We start from the raw sequence: 25,130 nt of genomic DNA, 5'->3' as shown, positions 1-25,130 counted from the left end.
AAATATAATGTTTTAATAGGGGGAGAATATGAATAAGACTAGGTATGAACATGAACTTATGGAAATTATATTTTCAAACAAGTGGTTTATGGAAGTATTAAGGATAGTTAGAGATTGTAATCCTCCTAATTGGTTTGTTGGAGGAGGAGTTATAAGAAATATTGTATGGGACAAACTACATGGCTACAATAAACCTACAGAACTTAAGGACATAGATGTAGCTATTTATGATATAAACAATCTAAGTTCAGAAAGAGATAAAGAATTTCAAGAAAAACTCAAAGAACATTTACCAAGAGAAAATTGGGAAGTGACAAACCAAGCAGCAGTTCACCTATGGTATGAAGAATATTTTGGATATAAAGTACCACCACTTAATTCTTGTGAGGATGGGATATCCACTTGGCCTGAGATAGCAACATGTATAGGGGTTAGATTATTGAAAGACGATTCACTTCTTATAGTTGCCCCTTATGGACTAGAAGATTTATTTAACTTGATTTTAAGACGAAATCACAAGCGAATAACTCAAGACATATTTATCAGTAGACTTAAGGAAAAAAGAATATGTGATAAATGGCCCAAAGTTAAAGTAATCTATGATTGAAAAGACAAATCTTTATTTGGAAGGATAGAGATATCATAATAATTGATAAGGCTATTAATGATATATATTAGATAAATAACGGAGGATTTTATGAAGACTATAGATCATTTAAATAGATATGTATCAAATGTAGATAAATTCATAGATTTTTATAGAGATGTTCTAGAATATGAACTAATAGATAGAGGGATAAAAGCAAATGAGAATAATTATGCAATTCTTAAGGGTAATGGGCATGAGCTATTTATATCAGAGAAAGATAATTGTACAATAGATACGGATCAAAATTTTAGACATATTGGCTATTTCATTGAAAATATAGACGAGCATCTTGAGAAACTAAAAATAAAGGGATATATGGAAGTGGAAGAGAAAATTATAGTTAAGCCATTTTCAAGGCAATTTTACATAAAAGATCCCGATGGGTTTGAGATAGATTTAATTCAGTGGACAGATAAAGATAAATTTTATAATCATCTCAGAGATAAGAATAATGAATATATATTTGAATCTTCTAGATTAGGATTTAGGATGTGGAAAGAATCTGATAGGGAGCTATTTGCTAAGATGAACGCTAATAAGGAGGTAATGAGATACTTTCCAAAAACTTTAGACTCTAAGGAGTCCGACGATTTTATCCATAGGGTACAAGAGCATTTTAAGCAATATGGATATGGATTATGGTCAGTAGAAATAAAAGATACTAAAGAATTTATAGGATTTATTGGTTTTTTAAATGCAACCTTTGAAGCTGAATTTACACCATGCATTGAGATTGGATGGAGATTAGATAATAAATATTGGAATAATGGTTATGCAACAGAAGGTGCTAAGTCATGTTTAGAATATGGGTTTAACAACCTGAATTTTAATACTATATATTCTTTTACAGCAGAAATAAATCAACCATCTCAAAATGTTATGAGGAAAATAGGCCTCAAAAAAGTTGAAGAATTTATGCATCCCAGAGTAGAAGATGATAGTACATTAAAACCTCATGTCTTGTATAAAATAAAAAAATGACATTAATCAAATAGCAAAAAAAGATATCTCTTGTACATAAGTAACGGGATAGGGATAGAGTGCCATTGTTAATGAGAAGAAGAAAGTAAATACCACAATAGTAGAAAGAGAGTTGATATTAATGATAACCCCTATATTAGAAAGTAAAAGAATAATACTTCGCCCACTTTCTGTAGAAGATGCGGAGAATATTTATAATAGTTGGACATCAGATCCAGAAGTAGCAAGATTTATGTTATGGGATGTGCATAAATCCATTGATGATACTATTGCGTGGTTAAGGTTTGAAGTAGAGAATATTAATAGTGAACATAACTTTAATTGGGGATTTGTGCTAAAGGAAACAGGAGAATTAATTGGTTCAGGTGGCATACATTATAAAGAACATCTTAGTTGCTATGAACTTGGATATAATATTATGAAAAAATATTGGGGCATGGGACTAACTACAGAAGCATCAAAGACCATATTAGATTTTGGTATAAATGTTTTAGGTCAAAAGAAGTTTTTTTGTAGACATGCAAATGATAACATTGGCTCTCAAATGGTAATTAATAAGCTTGGATTTAAGTTCTATGGAGATAGTAATTATGCAAGCTTTAGTGGTGAAAAACAATTTCAAAGTAAGGATTATTATTTGGAAATAGTGAAGTAAAAAATTAAAGGACAAGTTTTACAAAATTTACATCATAATCTATGATATGATTTGTGATTATCTTGTTTCATCTGAAACTAGAAAGGAGACAAAATGAAGATATTAGATGATTTATGTAGTCATTTACAAGAAATGGAAATAGATTGGCATCTTTGTGGTGGGTTTGCTATAGATGCTTACTTAGGAGAAATAACAAGAAAACATAAGGATTTAGATATAACTGTTAGTTTTGATGATATGAGAGAATGTATTCAGTATCTGAAATCTAAAGGCTGGATAATAGATGCACCAGTTGGTAATCAAAGACTTGTATCAGTGGAGTATGCATTAGAACATCCAGACTTATATTTTGACAATCTGTGGTGTTACAAGCAAGGTGCTGACTTTATAAAAGTTAACAAAAGTGATGGTATATTTAAGTATGTGGAATTTCTTAACAGGGAACAAAAAGAATTAGATTTTATAGAAGTTTTATTCAATAAAGTAGAAAATGGAGTTTTTTATTATCAAAAAAATCATAATATCATGATTAGTACAGAGCAGGCCTTTATAAAGAAAGGTAATATTAGTATTCTTGCTCCAGAAATTATCTTGCTTTATAAGTCTAGAAATTATAATAGTGCTGACTATAAACATGACTTCGATGTAGTAATAAATAGGCTTGAAAAGGAAAGGTATGACTGGTTTGTTAATGCTATGAATATTGCGTATCCAGATGGGCATCCATGGATTTAAATATTTTAAGACCATAAAAGCACCAGATGAGGATGAACCAGAGTATTTAATGAGGATTTATATGAACGAGATGGATAGTGTTGAAAGGGAGTGAATTTATGTATATTCCAAAATATCCTGAAGTGCCTGACTTAACAGATAATCAAATAGAAGAAATAACGGAAATTACATTTGGTGAAGAAGAAGGTTTGAATAGTAGTGATGTAATCTTTGTTTTTGGAAGTACACATCCTCCAACATATCAAAATGCATTTGAAGCATATAATAAGGGATTAGGTAAGGAAATTATCATTTCTGGTGGTTCATCTGGATCAAAGGATAAACATAAGGATTGGATCTATGGCGACAAAGCAGAAGCACGAGTCATTTATGAGAAACTAGCTTCCCTAGGAGTACCTGAGCAAAAAATGTTTTTAGAAGAAAAATCAAAAAATAGCAGAGAAAACATATTATTTGCCAAAGAAATCTATGACTTCTCTAAAGTAAATAGTTTAATATTTATCTCTAAAAATTATGCTGCAGGAAGACAGTGTAGGACTCTAAAGAAATACTTACCTAAGGCTATAAAAATTAGTTCCTATACATATAACACATATTTTGATGATGGAAGTACATTTAATAGACATGATTGGATGAAACATGAAAGGAGCAAATCCTTAGTATTTGGAGAATATTTAAGGATCGTATATTATGGAAAAAGAGGCGATATTGAAGAACTTAATTATATTGACCAAGGATTAAAAGAATATATAGAATTGACTTTTATAGGTTAAGGAATTTATAACCAAGGGATTAACTAAAGATTGTAGTTTATAAAGAGGAAAGCAAAATTTGGGACTAGAGTAATTATTATATTGATAGTGTGGGAGATAGTTGGCTAGGTGAGGTAATTGATATTATAAATTAACAAGGAGGATTTAGATGAGAAAAGAAAAAGAAATGTACGATTTAATCCTAAATGTTGCAAAACAGGATGATCGTATAAGAGCAGTTTACATGAATGGTTCAAGAACTAATTCTAATGTTCCTAAAGATATTTTCCAGGATTATGATATTGTATATGTTGTATCTGAAACAAAACCTTTTTATGAGGATGAATCATGGATTGATTGCTTTGGAGAGCGATTATATATGCAGATGCCAGAAAAAATGGATTCCTTAAGAGGTCTAGATTGCAATTTTAATGATGTATACTGTTGGCTGATTCAATTTGCAGATGGAAACAGACTTGACTTGCATGTAGTTTCAATACCTTTTGCATTGAGCAATGTTTTATCAGATAAGCTATGTATGATTTTACTGGATAAAGACAAGATTCTACCTACAATTCCAGAATCTACAGATGAGGATTACCATGTAAAAAAACCATTAGAAAATGACTACATATGCGATTGTAATAATTTTTGGTGGTGTCTCAATAATGTAGCTAAAGGTCTATGGAGAGATGAAATTCCATATGTAATGGATATGATTAACTACCATATAAGACCGCATTTAGTGAATATGCTTTCTTGGAAGATAGGAATTGAAACAAACTACTCCTGCAGCATAGGAAAATCCGGAAAATATATGAATCATTTTCTTTCAAAAGGAATGTGGCAGCGTTTCCTAAAAACTTATCCAGAAGGAAGTATAGATCATATTTGGGATGCAACATTAATAATGTGTGATTTATTTGATGAAGTGGCAAAGGAAGTAGCTGAGAAGTTGGGATATTGCTATAATCAAGAAGAAGCAGACTCAAGCAGAAGTTTTCTAGAACATGTTCGCAAGCTGCCTAAAGATGCTAATGAAATATACTAAGTGTAATAGAAAGCTGATATTAAGAACTTTAGACTTGAGTTAGTTAAGTTCTCAATCAATCAACAAAAGAAAATGTTTTAGAAGATGAGGAGGAGCTAATTTTTTTAGCTTCTTTTTTGTAGGTTAAATCAAGATAAAAAATCAATTATATGAGATAGTGTAAGATATATTATCCCCAAAAAGAAGGAATTTGGAAATTTTTGTAGAATAGTATATTTAAGTGCAATTAATGAGAATGGGGAAGTCATCTAAAAAAGATTTATACATTTTTGCTAAGGGCTTTTTTGGGGACTAATTTTCATAATATATTTTCTGTTTTTTGTTTTTAGAATCTTTACATGGATATCTTTACAAAAATCAGAATAACTTAATGAAAATACTTTAGGGGGAATAGACGATGGAGTGCTATGGATTAACCATAGTGAGAGAGATATATTTACAGTTAAGATACAGAAGAGAAGATATAATTTTTGATTACCAGATTAATATGATAATAGCATTATGATTTTCGAAATATGGAGTGAACTGATATGATAAAAAAAGTTGCATCAATAGATATAAATGATGCTGGTCTTGTGTATTCAAAAGCATGGCAAGCTTCTCATAGAGGTATTGTATCCGATGATTTTCTTGCTCTACATACACCACAAAGGCAAGGGACAGTTATTTTACAAGATATGGATAAGGGTAATGATATTTATATTTATTATAAGGATCAATTGCCTATTGGCATATTAAATATATCTATATCTAATAATGAAATAGTCTCTCTTTACTTTGTTCCTGAGTTCTGGGGGAAAGGAGATGCACAACGATTACTTGAATTTGGTATACAACAACTCAATCAAGATAATCAAATATTTCTTATTGTTATGAATTTAAATGCAAGAGCTCGCAGATTTTATGAAAAGCATGGATTTGTGTTTAGTGGAGAAGAGAAGTTAGTATCAACAGAAAAAGGAATTAGTGAACTGAGATATATTTATATTTAGTTTAGGCAAAAGAATTAGAGAATAAATAGTAAGGGGGAATTAATCATGGTGCATTTAGAAGTAAGGATGGTGATATTAAATAGTGAAAAAATATACTTTGGCTGCCAATTATTCAAAAGAGCTTTTTGAACTTATTAGAGAGGACATAGATATAGTGGATGCTGTAAAAGTTTCAGAATTTAGTAGCTTAGATTACCTAAATGACTATAGTGAGTTAAGAAAAATCAAACCTGTATTTATACATGGGTTAGTGCAAACAATTAATCCTGGTGAGTTGAACTTTGGCAAAAATTTCAATTTAGAAATTCTACAAAATACACTTGCTTTAACTGATACAAAATACATTTCATTTCATCTTCAATGCATTATAAATTATGGGCAACAAATAGATAAAGATAGTTTTTTAGTAAATTTTATTAATGATTTATCTTATATAAGAGATGCAATAAGATTACCCATACATTTAGAAAATATTCATTTCTACTTTCCATGCGAAGGAAAGGATAATAATGCAGCATTTGTGTGCCAACCGAGTTTTATAGAAGAAACACTTGTGAGAAGCAACTCGAAATTTTTGTTGGATATAGCACATGCTCAAATTGCAGCTTGGCATCTAAATATACATCCAATAGAGTATATAAACAGCTTACCATTACATCTTGTAGAAGAGGTTCATGTAACAGGTCCGATAATGGTAGAAAACGAGTTAAGAGACAAACACCATGAAATAGCTGAAGAAGGCTACTCGCTTTTGGAACATGTACTAAAGGAATCAAATGTAAAAACTGTTACTTTAGAGTACGGTGGTATAGGTAAAATCTTTGAAAATAGATCAGATAAAGAAACTCTAAAAAGGCAGTTGTTAAGATTAAGAAAAATATTAAAGTAATTCAATCAAGAAAGGTGTTTTATAGTGGATGTAATCGAAACGATATATAGAAGAAGAAGTATAAGGAATTTTTTAGATAAGCAAGTTGAAAGAGATACTATTATAACTTTGTTGAAGGCTGCTACAGCGGCACCAACGGCAGCAAATTGTCAACCGTGGGAGTTTATTGTTATTGATGAAGCCGAAAAACTTTCTGAACTGAAAGATAAGTTTATCTTTGCGAGATACAACGCTCCTGTTGCTATTGTTGTGTGTGGGAATATGAAATTAGCTTTTAAAGGTCCAGGACAAGAAATGTGGGTCCAAGATTGCAGTGCAGCAATAGAGAATATTTTAATTTCTGCAACAAGTTTAGGGCTTGGCTCAGTTTGGATAGGTGTATACCCTATTGAAAGTAATGTAAAACCAGTTAAAAAAATGCTCAACATACCTGAGCATGTTACTCCTCTTGGTATTGTATATGTAGGGTATCCGGCGGAAGAAAAAGAAGCGAGAACACGATTTAATGAAAAAAGAGTATATTGGCAGGAGTATGAACCTAGTCGTAAGCATAAGGCAAAGAATAATCCTGTTACGGGACACTACTAAATGCTTGGGGAGCTAGCCAAGTCTGGCTAAGCTCAGAAATGTCGCAAATACTGAGTGTTATTTGAAAGTCACATCAATTGGAGGGAAGAATCATGTTCTTATTGCAAATGGCAGGTTTTCCTGGTAGTGGAAAATCAACAATGGCACAGCTGATAGCAAAGCATACTAATTCTATAGTAATTGATAGAGATGTAATCAAGAGCCCTATGTTAAATGCAGGCATTAAAGATCAATTACTTGCTGATGCTTCATATTTAGTAACATTTGATCTTGCAGCATATTATTTAAGTAAAGGAATTAGTGTAATTATTGATACTCCTTGTTATTACCAGGAAACTGTTGACAAAGGATTAGAATTATGCAAGGAGTATAATTCAGTTTATAAATATATCGAATGTAAAGTAGATAGTTATGACGAGATAGAAAGAAGGATTAGTACTCGTAAAAACTTACCAACTCAAATTAGCCAAACAACAAGAGATAGGTTTAATAATTCACTTGATAAATCAGTAAAGCCAATAGATACTGATACTATAGTAGTTAATAGTACATTGGATAAAAATTATAATATAGATATTATTTTAAATTATATTAATAAAAAATAGGTGACCTGATAGTTGTAGTATTATTTTCACACAACACTGTGTTGCTACATGTATATAAAAAAGTGAGGAATACAATGAAAAGATTTGAGGTTTTAGCTGCAAAGGGAAAGGTCAGCGTACAGCCCCCTCCCACCGGAAGTTAAGATTCACAAAGTGGTATTTCTTCTAGATCCAGTTCTAGAATATCGAAGATACTAATCCTTAGCAGATACATTAATAGAGGGGGAGCTTAACATGAGTAATAAAAAAATCTTGAAACGAATTATGATATGTATAATTATAGTAATATCTACATTGATTTTATGTATTATTGGATTACTGATTAAGCAAAGCAGAATGGATAAAAAAATTAATAATGATTTCAGTAATATCTACTCTAATGAAAAGTATAAAAAAGTTGTTGCAGTATATGGAATAGAAACAATAAAACAAGAAGTCAGTTGTGGTTACGCTTGTATTGAAATGCTTTCAAATTGGTTAGGTAAAGATATTACAGAACAAATTTTATTAGAAGAAAATAATGGGAAAATATCAACAGCTATGGGAAATGGTTTCTTTAAGGAAATGAATAAACAGTTTCCAGAATATGAAACTGAAAGATACATTAACCTAACTAATACGGAATTAATAGGTAAGATTTATGATAGTCTTGAGAATGGGATGCCTGTTCCAATTGAATTTGCAGCCATTTATCAAGAAAGTGATACACAGGTTTGGACTCTTCATTTCGCTTTAGTAACTGCTTTAGATATTCCAAATGATAGTATTACTGTTTCCAATCCTTATGGATATGAAGAAACTTATACGATAAAAGAATTCTTAAATTCGACTCGTTATGATAGTTATGAAAATATGGAGTTTTATTTTAAATTAGGATTTTTAAGCAGAATTTTCAACAAGAATACAATATATATTATCAAATAGTTTTTCTGGAATGTAATAAAAAAGCAACTGCAAGGGGGAATTAATGTGCAACCAAATGAGTCTAAAAGTAAATTATGGAATGGAGCATTAGAATATTTGAAAAAATCAAGGTATTCATGGTGGAATGAGGATTATCTTGAATTTTTAATTGAGAAGGTATGGAAAATTACAGAAGCAGTATCAGTTATTGATTTTGGGTGCGGAATAGGTTTCTTAGGTGAAATATTATTGCCCTTATTGCCTGAGGGAAGTTCTTATACAGGTGTAGATATTGGAGATAAATTATTAGAAGAAGCTAAAAGAATATTTGAAGATAAAAAATATGAAACACATTTCATCTATGCTGATGTATGTGATTTTGAAACTGAGAAAAAATATGACATTGCCATATCTCAAGCAGTTTTTCAACATATTGAAAACCCCATTCCAGTGCTAGAAAGAATGAAAGATTCTGTTGTAGAAGGTGGACTGGTGATTGCAATGGATGTAAGTAGAGATATGAATAGTTCAGCTCTGTATATAGATGGTTTTGACTACAGTAAGTTGAATTTACTTGGAATAGAGCAGAAATTACGAAGAAACATTTTAGAAGAAACGAATAAAGACTTTGAAATAGGATTGAAACTTCCAGTACACATGAAAAAAATTGGTCTTAAAAATGTAGATATACGGCTAAATGATTATGTTCAATGCTTTGACTCCATTGACAGTGACTATATAGAGCAATATGAAGCATTTACAACAGGCCAATATGAGAAATTATTCACTGAAGACATGAAAGATAGTTTTATAAAGAACATTGTTAGTAAGGGGCTAACGCAGGAAGAAGCGGAAAAACTCTTTTATGGACAACAAGAGATTACATCATTTATACATAAAAATCGTAATAATATTTCGGTTGTAAAAAGCATGTGTATGCTAATTTCATATGGTTATTCTTTTGTGTGATTGTAGGATTTTATGTAGACTTACTTTGTTAAATATATTGTATAATATAAGTCATTAAATTAGGGGGAATTGTTGTGGAACAAAAAGATTCAGTATTTGTTGTTATTTTTTTGTGGTGTATTTTGATAATTGCTTACTTATTAATTTGGTAAGGTTAGTCTTGCTAAGGCCTAACATTCATATAATGTACATCAAACAACTAAGAATGAATGTTTAAGTATAGTACATAACTGGAGGTAGTATAAATGGAATTAAAATTAAAAGATCTCACTCCAGATAACTGGAGGGAAATAAATGCTTTAAAGGTGAAAACAGAACAACAGAAATATGTAGCAGAAAATATTGCTATTCTTGCGAGAGCTTTTGCCTACAGGCTAGACAATAGTAAAGTTCATGTTGTATGTGCTGGTGATATTTCAATTGGATTAATTATGCAGCGTAATTGGTTAAATGAAAATAAACTAATATGTATATTAGATCAGTTTATGATAGATGGTCGTTACCAAGGGAAAGGTTTTGGTAAGAAAGCAATGCAATTATGGCTGTCCATGATTAAATCAGAAGGTAAATATGATTCTATTGAGCTTTGCTTTATTGAGGGAGATATTGCAGCAGAGAATATGTACAAAAATCTTGGATTTATTAGAAGACCTGAGTTGGATGATGGAGATGAACTTGTGATGGTTTACAAGTTATGATGAACAATATTAAAATATAGCCATAATTATTATGGGTAGGGGGAACTAAGATGTATTTAGATGCAAGTGGTAAATATAGTGCTTTTGAAGAACTAATGTCTTATTATAATTTGAATTTTTATGCATATCTTATTTTAATGTCTATAGTTTTAGTAAACTGTATAAAAGCAATTTTTGGTTATTACAATATCAAAAATGGAAAGATATCAAAGATTAATAGTAGTATTTTTGATATTTTGACAAGTGTGTTATCAGGATTTGGATTATTTATGGGTCTTTATTTTCATGGAGTTATAGCCGATATTTCTGATAAACATAGCGCGCTTTGGACAGACAAGATGCTAATAATAAGTATAGTTGCTTTTGTTTTATTTTTAATTCAATTAGCTATTTTCGCTTTAGGAAAAAGAATTAGCAAATAAAAAGGAAGAGGAGAATTAACTTTATAGCATTGATACTAAAAAAATATGAAACAGGTGATTGGATTGAAATACGAGATTAGAAGAGCTGTATTAGACGATGCTTCGTCTTTAGCTAATATCATTGTTGAGAGTTGGAAATCAGCTTATACTGATATGATACCAGAGGATGAAATAGTTAAATATTTGGATAAACAACGAAGACAAGAGCAATTTGAGAGATTTATCACAGATGAAGAAGTAATTCTTATTTGCATATGCGAAGGGACACCATGTGGATTAGTATTTGCAAATAAAGATAATGATGAACAATTAATAGAGTGTGGATCTATTTATTCTATGTATTTTCTTGAGGATTATTGGGGTAAAGGATTATCTACTAAGCTTATGGTAGAAGTTATAAATATATTGAGATCTAAAGGCTGCAAGCAAGTTTCACTATGGGTCTATGAGGCTAATTTGAGAGCAAGACATTTTTATGAAAATTGTGGATTCATATTTGATGGAACAAAAAAGCATAGTCATTTTTCTAATAAGCCAATTGAATTAAGATATATAAAACAAATATAGGATTAAAAAATTAAAATAAGTATAGAAATACAATTAAGATATTTAAAACTGATTTTAAGGGAATAGGACTAGGTGAGGAAGTATTACTGAATAGATGATCAGGACAATAAGCATTAAGACCCATCTTTTTATTATGTGGCTTAACTAGTAAGATGAATTAATCAAGGGGGAGTATAATCATGAAGAAGATAATCGCAAAAAGGGCATTATGTGTTATGGTAGCTGTATTTGTTATTGGATTAACATTAGTTCTTTCTTCTACTTCAATAGGAAATCGTATGGGACATAATGCTATGCAGAGAAATGGCGGTGTTATGGATACTAGTCAATATGAAAGGGTTATTGATACTAATACATCTAATTTTCAAACTGTTGGCTTGGTATTATCCTTGGTTGGAGGCTTTGGATTATTACTAAGTGGATTTGCCTTATATAATGAACTATAATTAAAGAAAATTTGTATAGCATGAATAGGGAGGTCAAAATGAAAAAGAGACATGTAGCTACAATAACTATTATAGCAGTTGCATTTTTAACATTATGGTTCTCCGAATTTTTACCTAAACAGCTAGTTAAGATTGTTGCTGGCAACTATATTTCTAAGCAGGAAGATAGCATAAAATACAAACTTATAGATGTTGAGTACTCGCCAGCACATGATTGTTATTTTGCATATTATCAGAATGAAAACGATTCGAATGCAGAAACTCGAAATATAGGAGTCTATTATCGTTGGTTCCCAATAAGGGTATATTTTGACTCAGCATACCCAGGCTAACGAGCGTTTTCAAGAAGACAAAAATTTTGATTTTTAGGAGATAGCAATGTTAAAAGTAGATAATTCAAATACAATAAATAATTATAATGTTATTACATATGAGGAATGCCCAAGCTTTTCAGGGATTGTAGAGGGTGAATGCAAGGGGGATTTATGGGTTGATGATATTGAGGACCCCCATATAGCAATTGTAAATTCATATGCTGTAGGTAGTTTCGCATTCTTAGGCAATATTATTAATGATGATGAATATATGAAACTATATAATTACACAAGAAATGATATTTTCAATTTTCTTAAACAAAAAGAAGTTAGTTGTTTTGAATTCTCTATAGAAAGTGATAATTTAAAACCATATATTCTAAAGATGTTTGAGGATAAGATAATTGAGAGTGAAACAGAATATTCGTTTAGGAAAACAGAAGGGATCAGTATAAATTATTCTTTACCAGATGGATTTCACATTCAAAAGGTTGATTATGAATTTTGGGAGGAAATAAACAGAGGTCATTATAAAAATGCAGACCTTATAACTACAAGATTGTTGGAATCTTGGGGGAGCTTTGATAATTTCATTGCCAAAAGTATTGCATTCTGTATTGTATATTCAGAAAGTATTGTTTCTGTTATATTAGGAACTGGGAGATTTAGAAATATTATTCCAATTGATATTGAAACTGATGATGATTTTACACATAGAGGATTTGGTTATTATTTGACAGTTGAATTTGTGAATGAATGTATAAATAAAGGGCTAATTCCCCAATGGGATTGTGTAGAATCCAATCCCATTTCTAAGAGATTAGCAGAAAAAGCGGAATTTGAATTTTTAAGGGAGAATAAAGTATATTGGTTTGATATATAAGTAAATTTCTCTTACTTATAAATACAGAAGAATCAATATTAAACAAAGAATTTATATATTTATTTGTATTGGTGATGTTGAAGGTCATCTGAAAATAGATTGTACTATTGTATGTGTAATACTTTTATATAGTATTAATTCAAGGATTTACTCTTAATATATAGGAGGTTTTCATGAAAAGAGACAAGATAGCTAGAATTGCGAAGTTAGAAGCGCAGAAGTGTTTTCATGGTAATGTTATGGGTCTGGAGTCAAATATAGAGCCAATAATTAATTTATTTCCTAAATGGTCATTAGAGAACTGGGATGGGAAATGGTGTGCTGCATTTGTTTATTATTGCTGCATCAAAGCTGGGTTTAATATTCCTGTAAGATTTCCTAATGAAAATGTAAAATGTAATTTTGCAGGTTGTTCTGCATGGGAATCTTGGGCAAGTTTACCTGAGAATCAATTTTACTATATGGTTGATAATAATTTTTTCCCAGGAAAAGGAGATATTGTAATATATAACAATGTCTTTGTAAATGAACCTCATGATCATATAGGTATAGTTTTGGAAGATTTTGATGACTATATAATTGCTGCAGAAGGTAACATCGGGAATGTATCCGGTATTGTAATAAGAAAAAAGAATAAGAATATTAGGGGTTATATTAGAATACCTAATGATTATACCTTTATAAGATAATTATAATAAAGAATTGAAAATGAGGTATGAAGGAGAAATTTATGAAAATACAATATGAATGCATCCATTGCCTTGCTAGGCAAGCAGTAGAAATAGCAGAAGAAGCAAGCAATGATGTCACAATGCAAGAAGAAATAATAAAAAGATCTTTGAAGGAATTAGGAGAGATGGATTTTAATGAAACAGCGGCTGAAATAGCTTTTAGGATGCATCAACATGCTAAGAATATTACAGGTATCAATGATCCATATGCAAAATTGAAGAAAAAGTACAATGAAATTGCTCAGGAAATATATGATAGAATTATTAGAGAAAAGTGGCTAGAAGAGGCAGATGATCCCTTTGATATGGCATGTAGATTAGCTATTGCAGGGAATATTATAGACTTTTCAGTGGGATTAAATCTAGATTATACAGATATTATAAAGTCCGTTGAAGATAGTATTGAATATGATATTTTTGGAACAGGAACAGCAGCTCTGCGAAATGCAGTATAGAGGGCAAATAAAATAATGTATATTGCTGACAATTCAGGTGAAATAATATTTGATAAATTCCTATTGGAGATTCTTCCCTTAAATAAAGTCACATATGTTGTCAAGGGAGGTCCAATAGTTAATGATGCTACTATGGAAGATGCAATAAGTACAGGTCTTATAGATTTGGTTAAAGTCATTGACAATGGACATTCTGCACAGGGAACAATATTAAAAGATTGCTCAAGTGCATTTATGGATGAATTTCATAAAGCTGATCTCGTTATAAGCAAGGGACAGGCTAATTTTGAAACATTGAGTAGTATTAAAGACAAGACTATATTTTTTCTATTAAGAGCAAAATGCAGTTCAGTTGCTCATACTATAGGGTGTAACAGAATGGATTATGTGCTTACAAATTACTAGTAAATGATTATATTATAAGAAAACAGGTTGATACAGGGTTGAATAACAAAAATGAAATTCTGAGAGGTGGTTATTTCTGATGGTTAATAAAATAGAATTAAGTGAAAGAATAGATGAATGCGCTAGTATATGGGGAGCAGCTGGAGCAGTGGCTGTTTATAAAGAGGGGAAATGTTATCATAAGAACTTCTATGGTCTTGCTCATAGAGAAAAAGAGTTACCAATTACAGAAGAAAGTACTTATCTGTTATCCTTTAACAGCCGATTTTTAATGGGATTGTGCATAGGGAAGTTGATTGATGAAAAGAAGTTAAAACTTGTGGATAAGCTGGACAAGTATATTCCAGAATATACTCACGCATCTGAAATTACATTCAATCAGCTTTGCTTAAAGCAGAGTGGTATTCCAGATTTCTTTAACGGTGGAATCATGAAATTGCAACAGACAGATGCTAGCTATCAAGGATTAAGTGATGAAGAATGTAATCTTGTAGATCGTAAGATTTTTACCCATCCATGGACATTTAAAGATGCAATTGATTTTGCAAATGGAAAAGAGCTGACTTGTGCTCCAGGAACTGAGCCAACAGACGATCTTGACAACATGACAGAAACAGTGTTCATCCGTGAAGTTATTGAGCGGGCATCTGGTCAAAATCTGCCAGATTATATTAGAACTGCAATTTTGGGGCCACTGGGTATTTATGGTGAATATTTAAAAGTAAATACCAAGCCCTATGCAGTATATCACATGACTACTTACATGAATAGTGAATATGAAGAGGATACGAAGTATACATTTGCAATAAATTATGCTGAGGCTGAAAAGTTACTTGTAGCTGTTTTAAAAAAGCAACTACTATCTGAAAAAGCATGGAAGGCCATTACTACCACTGCTACTTTTGAGCAGAGTATAGCATTCAATTCTGTGTCTGGATGGCTCAGTGCCCGTGATTTTTCTTATGGTAATCTTGGCTGGGCTTGTTACCTATATCTGGATTGGGAATCTGAGTTAGGGCTGCTTCACTTAACGAACAGTGAACTTATTGTACGCTCCACAAATGGAGGAGTAAGCCAGTTTCGTAAAGAGTTTCGTTCAGAGGCAGCTGCAGCATTTGTCTATCCAAAGAATACGAAATTGGTGCCTTATGGTAAAGCAAATGTGTGGGATGCAATTCAATTATCAATAGAAGATGGACAACTGGAATATATGAGCAATGCACAGGAGGCTATATGCATAGCTTATGCATATAAACACAAGCTGTTTATACTCATGGAAGGCAAGCGTTCTATTGGCTTGGTAGCATTTAGTATCGACAATAAGAATGAAAAGTACTATATAGAAAGTGTTCTAATAGACAAAAAATATCAGAACCGTGGTTTTGGCAAAATTATGATGACAAATGGGCTTGAATACTTAAAGTCCCAAGGTTGTAAATATCTCACAATGGGAGTTAACCGCTTTAATGTTCAGGCTCAAAAGCTGTACAAATCTGTGGGCTTTAAGGAAAAGACTGTATATGAAGACTTTATTGAAATGGAAACATATCTGTGAAAGTAAAGGAGAGGTAAAATATTAAAATAAGAAAAGAAGGGCTTTGGAAGGTTTTGTAGAATAGTATATATAACGGGAGGTGTTTTTATGAGTAGAAAGTTAGATTGTTTAAGATGTGGGAGCTCTATGGAACATACTAGGGATGAGAAAATACAGCTTGGGGAACATGGATTAATATGGGGTGATATTTCTAATCTTATAGCGGGAGCATTAGAAGTTGCTATATATACATGCAATCAATGCGGTAAGATTGAATTTTTTCAAATAGAAGAACAAGTTGAAGACCAGATTGCAAAAATGGAATGCCCTAGTTGTGGTAAAACTCATGATATAGATTACCCAAAATGCCCTTTTTGTAAATATGACTACTATGCAGAATTAGATTAGGATGAGTATAATAGATTTTGAGTAAATGAATAATAATATAATGGTAATCTTTATCCTAATTTTGTATAATAATTATGAGGTGGTTTCATTTGAAACGTTATACTAGGATGTTTTTTGTTTCTTTAATAGTTGCAATAGCTTCACAAGTAAGTATTGGATTAATAAATAGCGATTTTAAGGTTTCAACGGGAATAATATTTTTTGTAGTATTTCTTTTTTACTATGTAGATTTAAAACCAATTTCAACAGGTGTTTTATCAGGTATAATGGTATATTTATCACGGCTGATAGTTTATTACATATCAAATGGAAACCTAGATCTTGTAGTAGTCTCATATCTTTATGAAATATTATTCTATGTTTTTTATTCTATTATTTATTCCATACTAATGAGGAAGACTAATAAGACCAACATCAATCTTGCCCTAATTATTATGGTGGTAAGCGATTTTGTTGCTAATCTTTTAGAAGTTTTTGCAAGGAATATAGTAGATATTTCTGCTTTTCAATGGAGTCTTGTACCAACATTAATGATTGTTAGTCTAATCCGTTCTATTATAGTATGGCTAGTATTAAATGGATTTAAATACTATAAAATGCTTTTATTAAAAGAAGAACATGAGGATAGATATAAAAGACTTTTATGGCTCACATCTCAACTGAAAACAGAGATGTATTGGATTGAAAAAAACATGGATAACATTGAAAAAGTAATGTCTGAGTCATATTCTTTATTTGAAAAGATAAATCTTGATGAGGATAAAGAAAACTGGGGAAATAGTGCATTAAATATTGCTAGAGATGTGCATGAGATAAAGAAGGAAAATGGATTAGTAATCCGTGGCATGAGAGAAATCATGGAGAATGAGCTTAATGATAAAGGAATGAATTTTGCTGATATAATTGGCATACTTTCTGGTACTATGGAAAGAGAGATAAGATTATTAGGACGAGATATTACCCTTGAGTTTAATATTGGACAGAATTTTTATACTTCAAAGCACTATTATTTAATGTCTGTCCTTCGGAATCTAATAATGAATAGCATGGATGCTATTCCAGAATCACAAAAGAAGGCTAAGATCAGTGTAAGCCATGAGATAGATAAGGATCAACACCGCTTTATAGTATATGATACAGGAACAGGCATAGATGAAGAGGGCATAAAGAATATTTTCTCACCTGGATTTTCCACTAAGATTAATTATAGCACAGGAGAAGTTAATAGGGGTCTTGGTCTTAGTATAGTCAAAGATATAGTAGAAGAACAGTTAGATGGGAAGGTAAGTGTTAGCTCTGTAGTAGGAAGTGGTACTAGTTTTTATATATTGATTCCTAGAAATTCACTGGAGGAAAGTTAAAATGAATATATATATAGTTGAAGATAGTGTAAATATTATAAGAATATTAGAAATGATAATTATGGACAAAAGATTAGGCGAAGTGATTGGGACTGCCAATGATGGCATAACTGCTTTAAAAGATATAGAAGTATTGAGACCTGACATAGTTCTAGTTGATCTACTTATGCCTGGAAAAGACGGTATAACCCTGGTAAGAGAAGCTAAAAGTGTCCTTCCTGATATTCAATATATAATGATATCTCAGGTTTCTTCCAAAGATTTAATATCAAAGGCCTATCAAAGTGGAATAGAATATTATATATCTAAACCTATCGATGCCATAGAAGTGGAAACTGTGATTAAAAAGGTTATAGAAAAGGTCAGTATGAATAAAAAACTAGCAAAGATAGAAAGCTTGTTTTCTAATGATAATAGTTTCGAAAAAGTAGAAAAACAAACAGTCGATAATACACTAGGCATTAAGAGGGTAATGCAGAGGATTGGGATTATTGGAGAGTCTGGAAGCCAAGATATTATTGAATTAGCTAAATATTTAATTGATACCAATCAAGATATGTCAGACTTTACTGTAAAAGAACTTTGCAGTCTTTTTAATGATAATCCTAAAACAATGGAACAAAGAATTCGAAGAACTGCCACTGTGGGGATGATAAACCTGGCAAATATTGGAATAGAAGACTATATGAATGAAATATTCACAGAATACTCCAATGGATTATATAATTTTGAACAGCTTAAAACAGAGATGGATTTCATTAGAGGTAAAAGTAAGAAAAGAGGGAAGGTAAATATTAAAAAATTTATAGATGGAATAATTTATTATAGCAAAATAGAGCAATAAAAAGCTAGATAAGAACTAAACTCTTATCTATTTTTTTTATCTACACAATAATTATTATAGACAAATTTTATAATATTCTATTTCAAATTGAAACTTTCCATAGGTATTTGAAGGTCGTCATTTATAATCTCATTATCATCTACTTAGTTAAAGCAAGAAAGTAAAAGTACTTACCGAACTTAAAAGAGGAGGATGTATAATGGAATTATTTAAAGAGATTGTAAGTTTCGTAAACACCATTTTATGGGATTATGTATTGATATTTGCACTTATAGGTGTTGGTATATATACTACCATAAAGCTTAAATTTCCACAATTTACCAGATTGTTTCCTGCATTGAAGAGGATGGTAGCAGGGATAGTTAATAAGGAAGAAGTGGAAGAAGGAAAGATGTCACCTTTTCAAGCTTTATCAACAGCTGTAGCAGCTCAAGTTGGTACAGGAAATATCGTAGGGGTAGCTACCGCAATTGCAGCAGGTGGTCCAGGAGCTGCATTTTGGATGTTAGTATCTGCATTCTTTGGAATGGCAACAATTTTCAGTGAATCAGTTCTAGCACAAAAGTATAGAGAAACAAAAGATGGAGAATTAGTAGGTGGACCTGCCTATTATATAAAGAATGGTTTGAAATCCAAAGGAATGGCTTTGTTTTTCTCCATAACTGCAATTTTAGCATTAGGAATTGTTGGTATAATGGTACAATCAAATTCAGTGGCAGGATCAGTTAGTACTGCTTTCAATGTACCAGTAGTAGCGGTTACAGTAGGATTATCTATAATAGTTGCCCTAATCTTAATGGGTGGAATGGGAAGAATAGCTTCCTTTGCAGAAACTGTAGTACCAGTCATGGCAGGTGCTTATATATTAGGTAGTTTAGTAATTATAATTATGAATCTTGGAAGCTTTGGCCCTGCATTAAAGAGTATTTTTGTTGGTGCATTTACACCAGGAGCAATAGGTGGAGGGGTATTAGGTATTACTCTTCAACAGACTATTAGATTTGGTTTAGCTAGAGGACTTTTCTCAAATGAAGCAGGAATGGGTTCAACACCACATTCACATGCAGTAGCTGATGCTAAGCATCCTGCAGAACAGGGATTTACTGCTATGATAGGAGTATTTATATCAACTTTCTTGATATGTTTATCAACAGTTATGGTAAACCTTGCATCTGGTTCATATGACGCGGGTATCCCAGCTGCACAAATGGTTGAATCAGCAACTGTAATGACTCAAACTGGCTTTGCAACAGGGTTTGGCAGCTTCGGAGGAATGTTCTTATCAATATGTTTATCATTCTTCTCTCTGACTACAATAGTAGGCTGGTATTTCTTTGCTGAATCCAATGTAAAATATGTTTTTGGTTGTAACAAGTTAACTATAAAAGTATTTAAAGGAATAGTAATTGCAGCATTAGTAGTAGGAACAATGATAGATCCTACTTTTGTATGGCAATTAGCAGATATGTCTATGGGTATAATGGCTATACCAAATATACTCGCTCTATTCTTGCTAGCTAAAGAAGTTAAATTTATACTGGATGATTATGATTCAAAGGTACTTAGTGGAAAACTAAGTTGGAAATATGAGTATCAAGACCTTGAAGAAAAGAAGAACAAGAAAAAAGCTGTTCTAAGAAAGGGTCTAACTACTACAATCATAAAATAATTACAATTAAATATATTATACTAGATGAAACAAGGTGATAGATTTCCTATCTACCTTGTTTCATTTTTTAACTTTACTCCATAAATTAGTTTCAAAAAAGAAGGTATATCAGGGAAATTAGTGTTATAATATGTATTGTAGAGTAAAAAAGAAATTTACTATAAATAAGTAGTTGGTAATAGGAAAGATTCTTGATGTTATTTTATTATCAAGATAGATATCTGATTACTATATAAGGGGGCAAGAAATGTTAGATACCGTATTTATTACAAAATTAAAGAGAACTGGGATTTTTATACTAGTTTTCACATTGTTGTTCGTTTTATTTTTTTATACTCTAAGATATACGCTGCCCTTTGTCTTAGGTTTTTTCATAGCATTAACTACGAAACGATTTAACTTTTTTCTACAGAAAAGACTTAAGATTTCAAGTGGAATTTCTGCTATTATTACAACGACCATTATATTTGTTATATTGAGTTTCATTGTGACTTTGGTTATTTACAAGGTAACAAGCGAATCCATATTATTATTAGCAAAGATACCAAGTATTGATAGTATGGTGGTATACATTGACAAACTATTCGTTGAGATTACAGAAATTGTAGGTCAAATTGACCCTGTAGTGGTATCTAAGATATACGGATATCTGCAAACCTTATTATCACAATTAGTGAATATTACTATAAAAGCTCTTAATACGGTTTTATCAGCAGTATTAAGCCTTCCTTCAGTTTTATTGATTGCAGTTATTACATTTATAGCCACTTATTTATTCTCTAAGGATCTTAAAGTATTTAGTGGTAGATTTTATTCTGTTTTCTCTTCAGATGGAAAATCAAAGATGGAAAACATTATTAAAGAAGGAATATCTATGACCATAGGATATGCAAAGGCTTATTCATTGGTAGTCTTTATTACTTTTGTACAGGTTTTAGTAGGTTTTAGTTTACTAAAGATTGATTTTGCAGTTATTTTAAGTATTATCTGCGCACTCTTTGATATACTTCCAGTAATAGGCATGATACTCATATTTATTCCACTTATTATATATAATTTTGTCATAGGCAAGTCCTTTGTTGCTATTGGATTGATAGTATTATTTTTAGTTGTTACTGTTGTAAGACAAATAATTGAACCTAAAATAGTTTCTCAAACATTAGACATACATCCATTGATGATACTGGCAGCTATATTTATCGGATTAAAGGTTAGCGGATTTGTAGGTATGATTTATTTTATAGCTCTGTTAGTAGGATATAAGGTTTTAGCTAAGGTAAAGGTTTTATAATATATAGAGCCAATGGAAAATTTTAATAAAAAATATCCCTAGTAAAAGATGATTTTACTAGGGATTCTTTTATTATTCTATAGATTTTTAAAAAAGTACTATTTCAGTAGAGAGTTGATTAAATCCCTTAGGTTGTTTTCAAATTGAATATTTGCCATAGGTGAGCGTTTTTTCATTTTGGTATAAATTTTCTGTTCACGCCTCAACTTTTGATTAAAATGCCGACTATTTAGTATAGCATCTATGTTTTCTGATGATATAACTAGACCATTTTGAGTAATACAGATAGCTCCTTTAGAAAGAGCCATAGCGGCAAATCCATAGTCTTGAGAAATTACTATATCACCTTTTTGTGCCTTGTTTACTATATAATAGTCTGCACTATCACGAGATATATCTACAGTTACAATGCTAGCATAGTCATCATGAATTATATGGGCATAATTTTTGACTACGATTATTTCAAGATTATATTCTTTAGCAAGGTTAATTGCAATATCTACAACAGGACATCCATCAGCATCTACATAAATTTTCATTACATCACCTCACAAGTCATGAAAAAAGTCTATTTTGATTTTTTCCATGATTTAATTGTATCACTATAAATAGCTTCAATCAATATTTCAAACAATAAAGAAATTCACCAATAGTCAAGGAAACTTTTTCTAATATAGTTAATATAATAATTATAATACTATATTAGGAGTGATGAAATGAAGCACATGTATATAATTGACTATGATGATGGAGCTATTCTTAAAGAAAAAGTAGAGGATTGGATATGTAAAAATGAAGAATCAATCTTAGAATTAATAGATATAGACTATAGTCAGCAGGGGAACTTATACTTAGCAGTAGTTACCTATTTGGAAAGAGAGAAGGACTAAGAGAAAGTCTACATTAGATTGAAATAATATCTATTTCTACTGGACTACCTATTTCTATACTATTATTATTCACAATTGCATCATAGGCTAATACCTCTACTCCATTTTCACTAGCTAACTTTACGGCCTCAGAAAAATTCCTGTCCATCTCCCAATTAGGCCTAAACTGTTTTGGACCTTTCATTTGTATTAGAAAGAATATGATTCCCTTATATCCTTGGTGTACAGCTTCTATCATTTCTAGTACATGCTTAGTGCCACGCTCCGTTGGGGCATCTGGAAACATGGCAATATGATTATTTTCTAAAGTCACACCTTTTACTTCAATGAAGCCTTTTGTATCTTTAGTTTCAAAGTAAATATCAAACCTAGAATTACCAAAAGTAACTTCTCTTTTTAATTTTGTTAAATCTTCAATACCATTAATTTTATTTTCACTAAGGGCATGAAAGACTACTGCATTAGGCACTTGAGAATCCATATTCACTAACATATCATCCTTCCAAACAGCTATAAGGGAGTACTTTGTTTTTCTATTTAGATTATGAGAACAGTCTTCTAAAATAACCTTAGTGTTTGGCAAAAGTAGCTCTTTGCATCTTCCTGTATTTTTCACATGTACAATTTCTTCTTTTCCATCTATTAATACATGGGCAATAAAACGATTAGGTCTCTTTAAAAATATACCTTTTACAATTTTTTTATATATCATGGGTTCTCCTTATCTATTAGACTTGTAGTTTATTTGATGTTATTGTATCATTATGGCTTAGCTATATCAATATTCTCAAGGAACAGAAATATTATTTGCAAAAAGAAGGAATTTAGCAATAAATGTAGAATAGTTAATATATATGAATCTTCTACAAGTGATTATGATAAATAGAACAGTTTAAATAATAAGGGGGAAGTAAACTTGGAAAAACTATTAAGAATGGCAGAAGAACTTAATGAAATGCAAACAAACTTATCTAAGCTAATGTGGGTTCAATATACTGCAGGCTATGATTTCGGTATTGAAAAGGCCTATAAAGAAATGAATGATTTTCTTGAAAACAAAGATAATTATAATTTAGTACTAGAATATAAAAATAAAGAATTAAATCATGTGGATAAGAGAAAGGTAGAAATTGCTTATAATATAATCAAGCCATATCATTTAAGTGATGAACTAAATGAATTAAATCTCAAGATTCAAAATAAAACTAATGAATTATCCATGATACTTAACACATTTAGATTTAAATTAGATGGTAAAGAAGTATCAAGTGTTGAACTAACTCAAATATTATCTAATGAAGAAAATAGAGAATTAAGAAAGAAAGCTTATTTTGCAAGAAATCAAATAAATAAACCTTTAATTGATGGTGGATTTATAGATTTAATTAATATGAGGAAAGAATATGCTTTAGCCTGCGGAGACAAGGACTTTGTTGAACATAGTTTAAAAGAGAATGAATTGAGTTCAAGAATATTTGATGGATGGAAGGATGAACTAAAATCCTATATAGAAAAATTAAATAGTAAAAGAAGAGAATATGCTAAGAAATTTTTAAATTCGGATGAAATGATGCCATGGGATGAAGATTATATATTGGGCAAGATTGCTCCAGCTCAAAAATCTACAGTAGATATGTCTAATTACTATGAAATTCTAAGGGAGTTTTTCTTGAATTTTGGCTTAGATTTAGATAAATTTAATATTACTTATGATATTTTTTCGAGAAAAAATAAATCTGAATGGGGATATAATTTCCCTATAAAACATGGAGTAGATTCTAGAATACTTGCAAATGTGAAGAACAAATATCATGAATACGGGGTATTACTCCATGAAACTGGACATGGCGTACATTCATTTTTGCTTGAACCAGAAGAAATATTATTGAATGCTGGAGGAAATGGAATTGTAACAGAAGGAATTGCTAATTTATTCGGCAGTTTTCTATATGATGAAATATTTTACAAGAGTTTCTTTGATAAATCTGTTGAGCTAGAGTTTAAGGAGCTAGGGGAATACAAAAAATTAAACTATCTAAGATTTATTGGAAATATATTCTTTGATCATGAATTATATAGAAATGATATTGAATCAATAGATGATATACACAATTTATATTTCAAGGTGTTTGGTGACTTGTTCGGAGATAAACCATTTGATGAGGCACCACCATTTGCTTATAGAATCCACTATACAACTCACCCAATCTATATGCACAACTATTTCATGGGAGATGTAACATGTGAAATGCTTAGAAAAGTCTTCTGCAAAAAATATGAAGTAAATTCTATAACAGACAAAGCAAAGGAATTTGGTGAATTTCTAATTAGTGAAGTAATAGAGCAATCAGGATTATATAAATACGAAGAATTATTCGAAAAAATAAGCGGGGAAAAGTTTTCTTTGAAATGGTATTTGGAATAGTTAATAGAAAAATTTATT

General features: G+C 30.9%; 29 protein-coding genes and 1 pseudogene. 28 read left to right on the top strand and 2 right to left on the bottom strand.

Annotated elements, in window-relative coordinates:
* Nucleotides 1-28 precede the first annotated feature (28 nt).
* The 26 genes and pseudogenes from RIN63_RS14885 to ytvI all read left to right on the top strand — a co-directional run bounded on the left by RIN63_RS14885 (nucleotide 29) and on the right by ytvI (nucleotide 21,797).
* Nucleotides 29-607 (top strand): nucleotidyltransferase family protein, encoded by a 579-nt coding sequence (locus tag RIN63_RS14885; protein ID WP_310445542.1) that lies wholly within the window; start codon nucleotides 29-31, stop codon nucleotides 605-607.
* A gap of 90 nt (nucleotides 608-697) precedes the next feature.
* Complete coding sequence (locus RIN63_RS14880; RefSeq protein ID WP_310445541.1) at nucleotides 698-1,630, top strand: GNAT family N-acetyltransferase; 933 nt, start codon at nucleotides 698-700, stop codon at nucleotides 1,628-1,630.
* Nucleotides 1,631-1,751: 121 nt separating this feature from the next.
* Nucleotides 1,752-2,285, top strand: coding sequence for a GNAT family N-acetyltransferase (locus RIN63_RS14875; protein WP_310445540.1), 534 nt, complete (start codon nucleotides 1,752-1,754; stop codon nucleotides 2,283-2,285).
* 93 nt (nucleotides 2,286-2,378) lie between these two features.
* Nucleotides 2,379-3,020 carry a nucleotidyltransferase domain-containing protein gene (locus RIN63_RS14870; protein WP_310445539.1) on the top strand — a complete coding sequence of 214 codons (642 nt, stop codon included), beginning with the start codon at nucleotides 2,379-2,381 and terminating at the stop codon, nucleotides 3,018-3,020.
* Between the two features lie 98 nt (nucleotides 3,021-3,118).
* Nucleotides 3,119-3,793: a YdcF family protein gene (locus RIN63_RS14865; RefSeq protein ID WP_310445538.1), complete on the top strand. Its 675-nt coding sequence runs from the start codon at nucleotides 3,119-3,121 to the stop codon at nucleotides 3,791-3,793.
* Between the two features lie 148 nt (nucleotides 3,794-3,941).
* Nucleotides 3,942-4,823 carry an aminoglycoside 6-adenylyltransferase gene (locus tag RIN63_RS14860; RefSeq protein WP_310445537.1) on the top strand — a complete coding sequence of 294 codons (882 nt, stop codon included), beginning with the start codon at nucleotides 3,942-3,944 and terminating at the stop codon, nucleotides 4,821-4,823.
* A 530-nt stretch (nucleotides 4,824-5,353) separates the two neighbouring features.
* Nucleotides 5,354-5,815 (top strand): GNAT family N-acetyltransferase, encoded by a 462-nt coding sequence (locus RIN63_RS14855; protein ID WP_310445536.1) that lies wholly within the window; start codon nucleotides 5,354-5,356, stop codon nucleotides 5,813-5,815.
* A gap of 82 nt (nucleotides 5,816-5,897) precedes the next feature.
* Nucleotides 5,898-6,704 carry a DUF692 family multinuclear iron-containing protein gene (locus tag RIN63_RS14850; RefSeq protein WP_310445535.1) on the top strand — a complete coding sequence of 269 codons (807 nt, stop codon included), beginning with the start codon at nucleotides 5,898-5,900 and terminating at the stop codon, nucleotides 6,702-6,704.
* A 24-nt stretch (nucleotides 6,705-6,728) separates the two neighbouring features.
* Entirely contained in the window at nucleotides 6,729-7,292 is a 564-nt protein-coding gene (locus RIN63_RS14845) for a nitroreductase family protein (protein WP_310445534.1), read from the top strand.
* Nucleotides 7,293-7,384: 92 nt separating this feature from the next.
* Nucleotides 7,385-7,897 carry an AAA family ATPase gene (locus tag RIN63_RS14840; RefSeq protein WP_310445533.1) on the top strand — a complete coding sequence of 171 codons (513 nt, stop codon included), beginning with the start codon at nucleotides 7,385-7,387 and terminating at the stop codon, nucleotides 7,895-7,897.
* Nucleotides 7,898-8,131: 234 nt separating this feature from the next.
* Nucleotides 8,132-8,821, top strand: coding sequence for a hypothetical protein (locus RIN63_RS14835; RefSeq protein ID WP_310445532.1), 690 nt, complete (start codon nucleotides 8,132-8,134; stop codon nucleotides 8,819-8,821).
* A gap of 45 nt (nucleotides 8,822-8,866) precedes the next feature.
* Nucleotides 8,867-9,769: a methyltransferase domain-containing protein gene (locus RIN63_RS14830; RefSeq protein WP_310445531.1), complete on the top strand. Its 903-nt coding sequence runs from the start codon at nucleotides 8,867-8,869 to the stop codon at nucleotides 9,767-9,769.
* A gap of 245 nt (nucleotides 9,770-10,014) precedes the next feature.
* On the top strand, nucleotides 10,015-10,467 hold the full coding sequence (locus RIN63_RS14825; protein WP_310445530.1) for a GNAT family N-acetyltransferase: 453 nt from the start codon (nucleotides 10,015-10,017) through the stop codon (nucleotides 10,465-10,467).
* 50 nt (nucleotides 10,468-10,517) lie between these two features.
* Entirely contained in the window at nucleotides 10,518-10,889 is a 372-nt protein-coding gene (locus tag RIN63_RS14820; RefSeq protein WP_310445529.1) for a hypothetical protein, read from the top strand.
* A gap of 45 nt (nucleotides 10,890-10,934) precedes the next feature.
* Nucleotides 10,935-11,456 (top strand): GNAT family N-acetyltransferase, encoded by a 522-nt coding sequence (locus RIN63_RS14815; RefSeq protein WP_310445528.1) that lies wholly within the window; start codon nucleotides 10,935-10,937, stop codon nucleotides 11,454-11,456.
* A gap of 179 nt (nucleotides 11,457-11,635) precedes the next feature.
* Nucleotides 11,636-11,902 carry a hypothetical protein gene (locus RIN63_RS14810; RefSeq protein ID WP_310445527.1) on the top strand — a complete coding sequence of 89 codons (267 nt, stop codon included), beginning with the start codon at nucleotides 11,636-11,638 and terminating at the stop codon, nucleotides 11,900-11,902.
* A 38-nt stretch (nucleotides 11,903-11,940) separates the two neighbouring features.
* On the top strand, nucleotides 11,941-12,234 hold the full coding sequence (locus tag RIN63_RS14805) for a hypothetical protein (protein WP_310445525.1): 294 nt from the start codon (nucleotides 11,941-11,943) through the stop codon (nucleotides 12,232-12,234).
* Between the two features lie 46 nt (nucleotides 12,235-12,280).
* Complete coding sequence (locus RIN63_RS14800; RefSeq protein WP_310445524.1) at nucleotides 12,281-13,099, top strand: GNAT family N-acetyltransferase; 819 nt, start codon at nucleotides 12,281-12,283, stop codon at nucleotides 13,097-13,099.
* 173 nt (nucleotides 13,100-13,272) lie between these two features.
* Nucleotides 13,273-13,788 (top strand): CHAP domain-containing protein, encoded by a 516-nt coding sequence (locus RIN63_RS14795; RefSeq protein WP_310445523.1) that lies wholly within the window; start codon nucleotides 13,273-13,275, stop codon nucleotides 13,786-13,788.
* Nucleotides 13,789-13,814: 26 nt separating this feature from the next.
* Nucleotides 13,815-14,690, top strand: a pseudogene (locus RIN63_RS14790) (damage-control phosphatase ARMT1 family protein).
* 79 nt (nucleotides 14,691-14,769) lie between these two features.
* Nucleotides 14,770-16,245, top strand: a complete 1,476-nt coding sequence (locus RIN63_RS14785) for a GNAT family N-acetyltransferase (RefSeq protein ID WP_310445521.1) — start codon at nucleotides 14,770-14,772, stop codon at nucleotides 16,243-16,245.
* Between the two features lie 87 nt (nucleotides 16,246-16,332).
* The gene (locus RIN63_RS14780; protein WP_310445520.1) at nucleotides 16,333-16,632 is read left to right on the top strand and encodes a hypothetical protein; all 300 of its coding nucleotides are present in this window, start codon (nucleotides 16,333-16,335) and stop codon (nucleotides 16,630-16,632) included.
* Nucleotides 16,633-16,721: 89 nt separating this feature from the next.
* The gene (locus RIN63_RS14775) at nucleotides 16,722-17,993 is read left to right on the top strand and encodes an ATP-binding protein (RefSeq protein WP_310445519.1); all 1,272 of its coding nucleotides are present in this window, start codon (nucleotides 16,722-16,724) and stop codon (nucleotides 17,991-17,993) included.
* A 1-nt stretch (nucleotide 17,994) separates the two neighbouring features.
* Nucleotides 17,995-18,837, top strand: coding sequence for a response regulator (locus RIN63_RS14770; RefSeq protein WP_310445518.1), 843 nt, complete (start codon nucleotides 17,995-17,997; stop codon nucleotides 18,835-18,837).
* Between the two features lie 199 nt (nucleotides 18,838-19,036).
* Nucleotides 19,037-20,506 (top strand): sodium:alanine symporter family protein, encoded by a 1,470-nt coding sequence (locus tag RIN63_RS14765; RefSeq protein ID WP_310445517.1) that lies wholly within the window; start codon nucleotides 19,037-19,039, stop codon nucleotides 20,504-20,506.
* A 247-nt stretch (nucleotides 20,507-20,753) separates the two neighbouring features.
* Nucleotides 20,754-21,797, top strand: a complete 1,044-nt coding sequence (gene ytvI / locus RIN63_RS14760; RefSeq protein WP_310445516.1) for a sporulation integral membrane protein YtvI — start codon at nucleotides 20,754-20,756, stop codon at nucleotides 21,795-21,797.
* Nucleotides 21,798-21,895: 98 nt separating this feature from the next.
* On the opposite strand, the gene RIN63_RS14755 is transcribed toward ytvI, so the two are convergent.
* On the bottom strand, nucleotides 21,896-22,336 hold the full coding sequence (locus RIN63_RS14755) for a DUF188 domain-containing protein (RefSeq protein ID WP_310445515.1): 441 nt from the start codon (nucleotides 22,334-22,336) through the stop codon (nucleotides 21,896-21,898).
* 177 nt (nucleotides 22,337-22,513) lie between these two features.
* Between RIN63_RS14755 and RIN63_RS14750 the strand changes: the two genes are divergently transcribed.
* Nucleotides 22,514-22,687, top strand: a complete 174-nt coding sequence (locus RIN63_RS14750) for a hypothetical protein (RefSeq protein WP_310445514.1) — start codon at nucleotides 22,514-22,516, stop codon at nucleotides 22,685-22,687.
* Between the two features lie 13 nt (nucleotides 22,688-22,700).
* Here the strand turns inward: RIN63_RS14750 and sfsA are convergent, their stop codons facing one another.
* Complete coding sequence (gene sfsA / locus RIN63_RS14745) at nucleotides 22,701-23,399, bottom strand: DNA/RNA nuclease SfsA (protein ID WP_310445513.1); 699 nt, start codon at nucleotides 23,397-23,399, stop codon at nucleotides 22,701-22,703.
* A gap of 204 nt (nucleotides 23,400-23,603) precedes the next feature.
* Here sfsA and RIN63_RS14740 point away from each other — a divergent pair, with 204 nt between their 5' ends.
* Complete coding sequence (locus RIN63_RS14740; protein ID WP_310445512.1) at nucleotides 23,604-25,112, top strand: hypothetical protein; 1,509 nt, start codon at nucleotides 23,604-23,606, stop codon at nucleotides 25,110-25,112.
* Nucleotides 25,113-25,130: the final 18 nt, after the last annotated feature.

Origin of the sequence: Tissierella sp. (assembly GCF_031460495.1) — a bacterium.
GTDB lineage: Bacteria > Bacillota > Clostridia > Tissierellales > Tissierellaceae > JAVKTS01.
The sequence above is the reverse complement of the archived record's forward strand: the minus strand, read 5'-3'. Positions and strand labels throughout refer to the sequence as shown.

What these genes read in the sequence shown, in the direction of transcription:
- RIN63_RS14885 (WP_310445542.1), top strand. Translation starts at nt 29, where the DNA reads ATGAATAAGACTAGGTATGAACATGAACTTATGGAAATTATATTTTCA.
- RIN63_RS14880 (WP_310445541.1), top strand. Translation starts at nt 698, where the DNA reads ATGAAGACTATAGATCATTTAAATAGATATGTATCAAATGTAGATAAA.
- RIN63_RS14875 (WP_310445540.1), top strand. Translation starts at nt 1,752, where the DNA reads ATGATAACCCCTATATTAGAAAGTAAAAGAATAATACTTCGCCCACTT.
- RIN63_RS14870 (WP_310445539.1), top strand. Translation starts at nt 2,379, where the DNA reads ATGAAGATATTAGATGATTTATGTAGTCATTTACAAGAAATGGAAATA.
- RIN63_RS14865 (WP_310445538.1), top strand. Translation starts at nt 3,119, where the DNA reads ATGTATATTCCAAAATATCCTGAAGTGCCTGACTTAACAGATAATCAA.
- RIN63_RS14860 (WP_310445537.1), top strand. Translation starts at nt 3,942, where the DNA reads ATGAGAAAAGAAAAAGAAATGTACGATTTAATCCTAAATGTTGCAAAA.
- RIN63_RS14855 (WP_310445536.1), top strand. Translation starts at nt 5,354, where the DNA reads ATGATAAAAAAAGTTGCATCAATAGATATAAATGATGCTGGTCTTGTG.
- RIN63_RS14840 (WP_310445533.1), top strand. Translation starts at nt 7,385, where the DNA reads ATGTTCTTATTGCAAATGGCAGGTTTTCCTGGTAGTGGAAAATCAACA.
- RIN63_RS14835 (WP_310445532.1), top strand. Translation starts at nt 8,132, where the DNA reads ATGAGTAATAAAAAAATCTTGAAACGAATTATGATATGTATAATTATA.
- RIN63_RS14825 (WP_310445530.1), top strand. Translation starts at nt 10,015, where the DNA reads ATGGAATTAAAATTAAAAGATCTCACTCCAGATAACTGGAGGGAAATA.
- RIN63_RS14820 (WP_310445529.1), top strand. Translation starts at nt 10,518, where the DNA reads ATGTATTTAGATGCAAGTGGTAAATATAGTGCTTTTGAAGAACTAATG.
- RIN63_RS14815 (WP_310445528.1), top strand. Translation starts at nt 10,935, where the DNA reads ATGAAACAGGTGATTGGATTGAAATACGAGATTAGAAGAGCTGTATTA.
- RIN63_RS14810 (WP_310445527.1), top strand. Translation starts at nt 11,636, where the DNA reads ATGAAGAAGATAATCGCAAAAAGGGCATTATGTGTTATGGTAGCTGTA.
- RIN63_RS14805 (WP_310445525.1), top strand. Translation starts at nt 11,941, where the DNA reads ATGAAAAAGAGACATGTAGCTACAATAACTATTATAGCAGTTGCATTT.
- RIN63_RS14800 (WP_310445524.1), top strand. Translation starts at nt 12,281, where the DNA reads ATGTTAAAAGTAGATAATTCAAATACAATAAATAATTATAATGTTATT.
- RIN63_RS14795 (WP_310445523.1), top strand. Translation starts at nt 13,273, where the DNA reads ATGAAAAGAGACAAGATAGCTAGAATTGCGAAGTTAGAAGCGCAGAAG.
- RIN63_RS14785 (WP_310445521.1), top strand. Translation starts at nt 14,770, where the DNA reads ATGGTTAATAAAATAGAATTAAGTGAAAGAATAGATGAATGCGCTAGT.
- RIN63_RS14780 (WP_310445520.1), top strand. Translation starts at nt 16,333, where the DNA reads ATGAGTAGAAAGTTAGATTGTTTAAGATGTGGGAGCTCTATGGAACAT.
- RIN63_RS14770 (WP_310445518.1), top strand. Translation starts at nt 17,995, where the DNA reads ATGAATATATATATAGTTGAAGATAGTGTAAATATTATAAGAATATTA.
- RIN63_RS14765 (WP_310445517.1), top strand. Translation starts at nt 19,037, where the DNA reads ATGGAATTATTTAAAGAGATTGTAAGTTTCGTAAACACCATTTTATGG.
- ytvI (WP_310445516.1), top strand. Translation starts at nt 20,754, where the DNA reads ATGTTAGATACCGTATTTATTACAAAATTAAAGAGAACTGGGATTTTT.
- RIN63_RS14755 (WP_310445515.1), bottom strand. Translation starts at nt 22,336, where the DNA reads ATGAAAATTTATGTAGATGCTGATGGATGTCCTGTTGTAGATATTGCA.
- RIN63_RS14750 (WP_310445514.1), top strand. Translation starts at nt 22,514, where the DNA reads ATGAAGCACATGTATATAATTGACTATGATGATGGAGCTATTCTTAAA.
- sfsA (WP_310445513.1), bottom strand. Translation starts at nt 23,399, where the DNA reads ATGATATATAAAAAAATTGTAAAAGGTATATTTTTAAAGAGACCTAAT.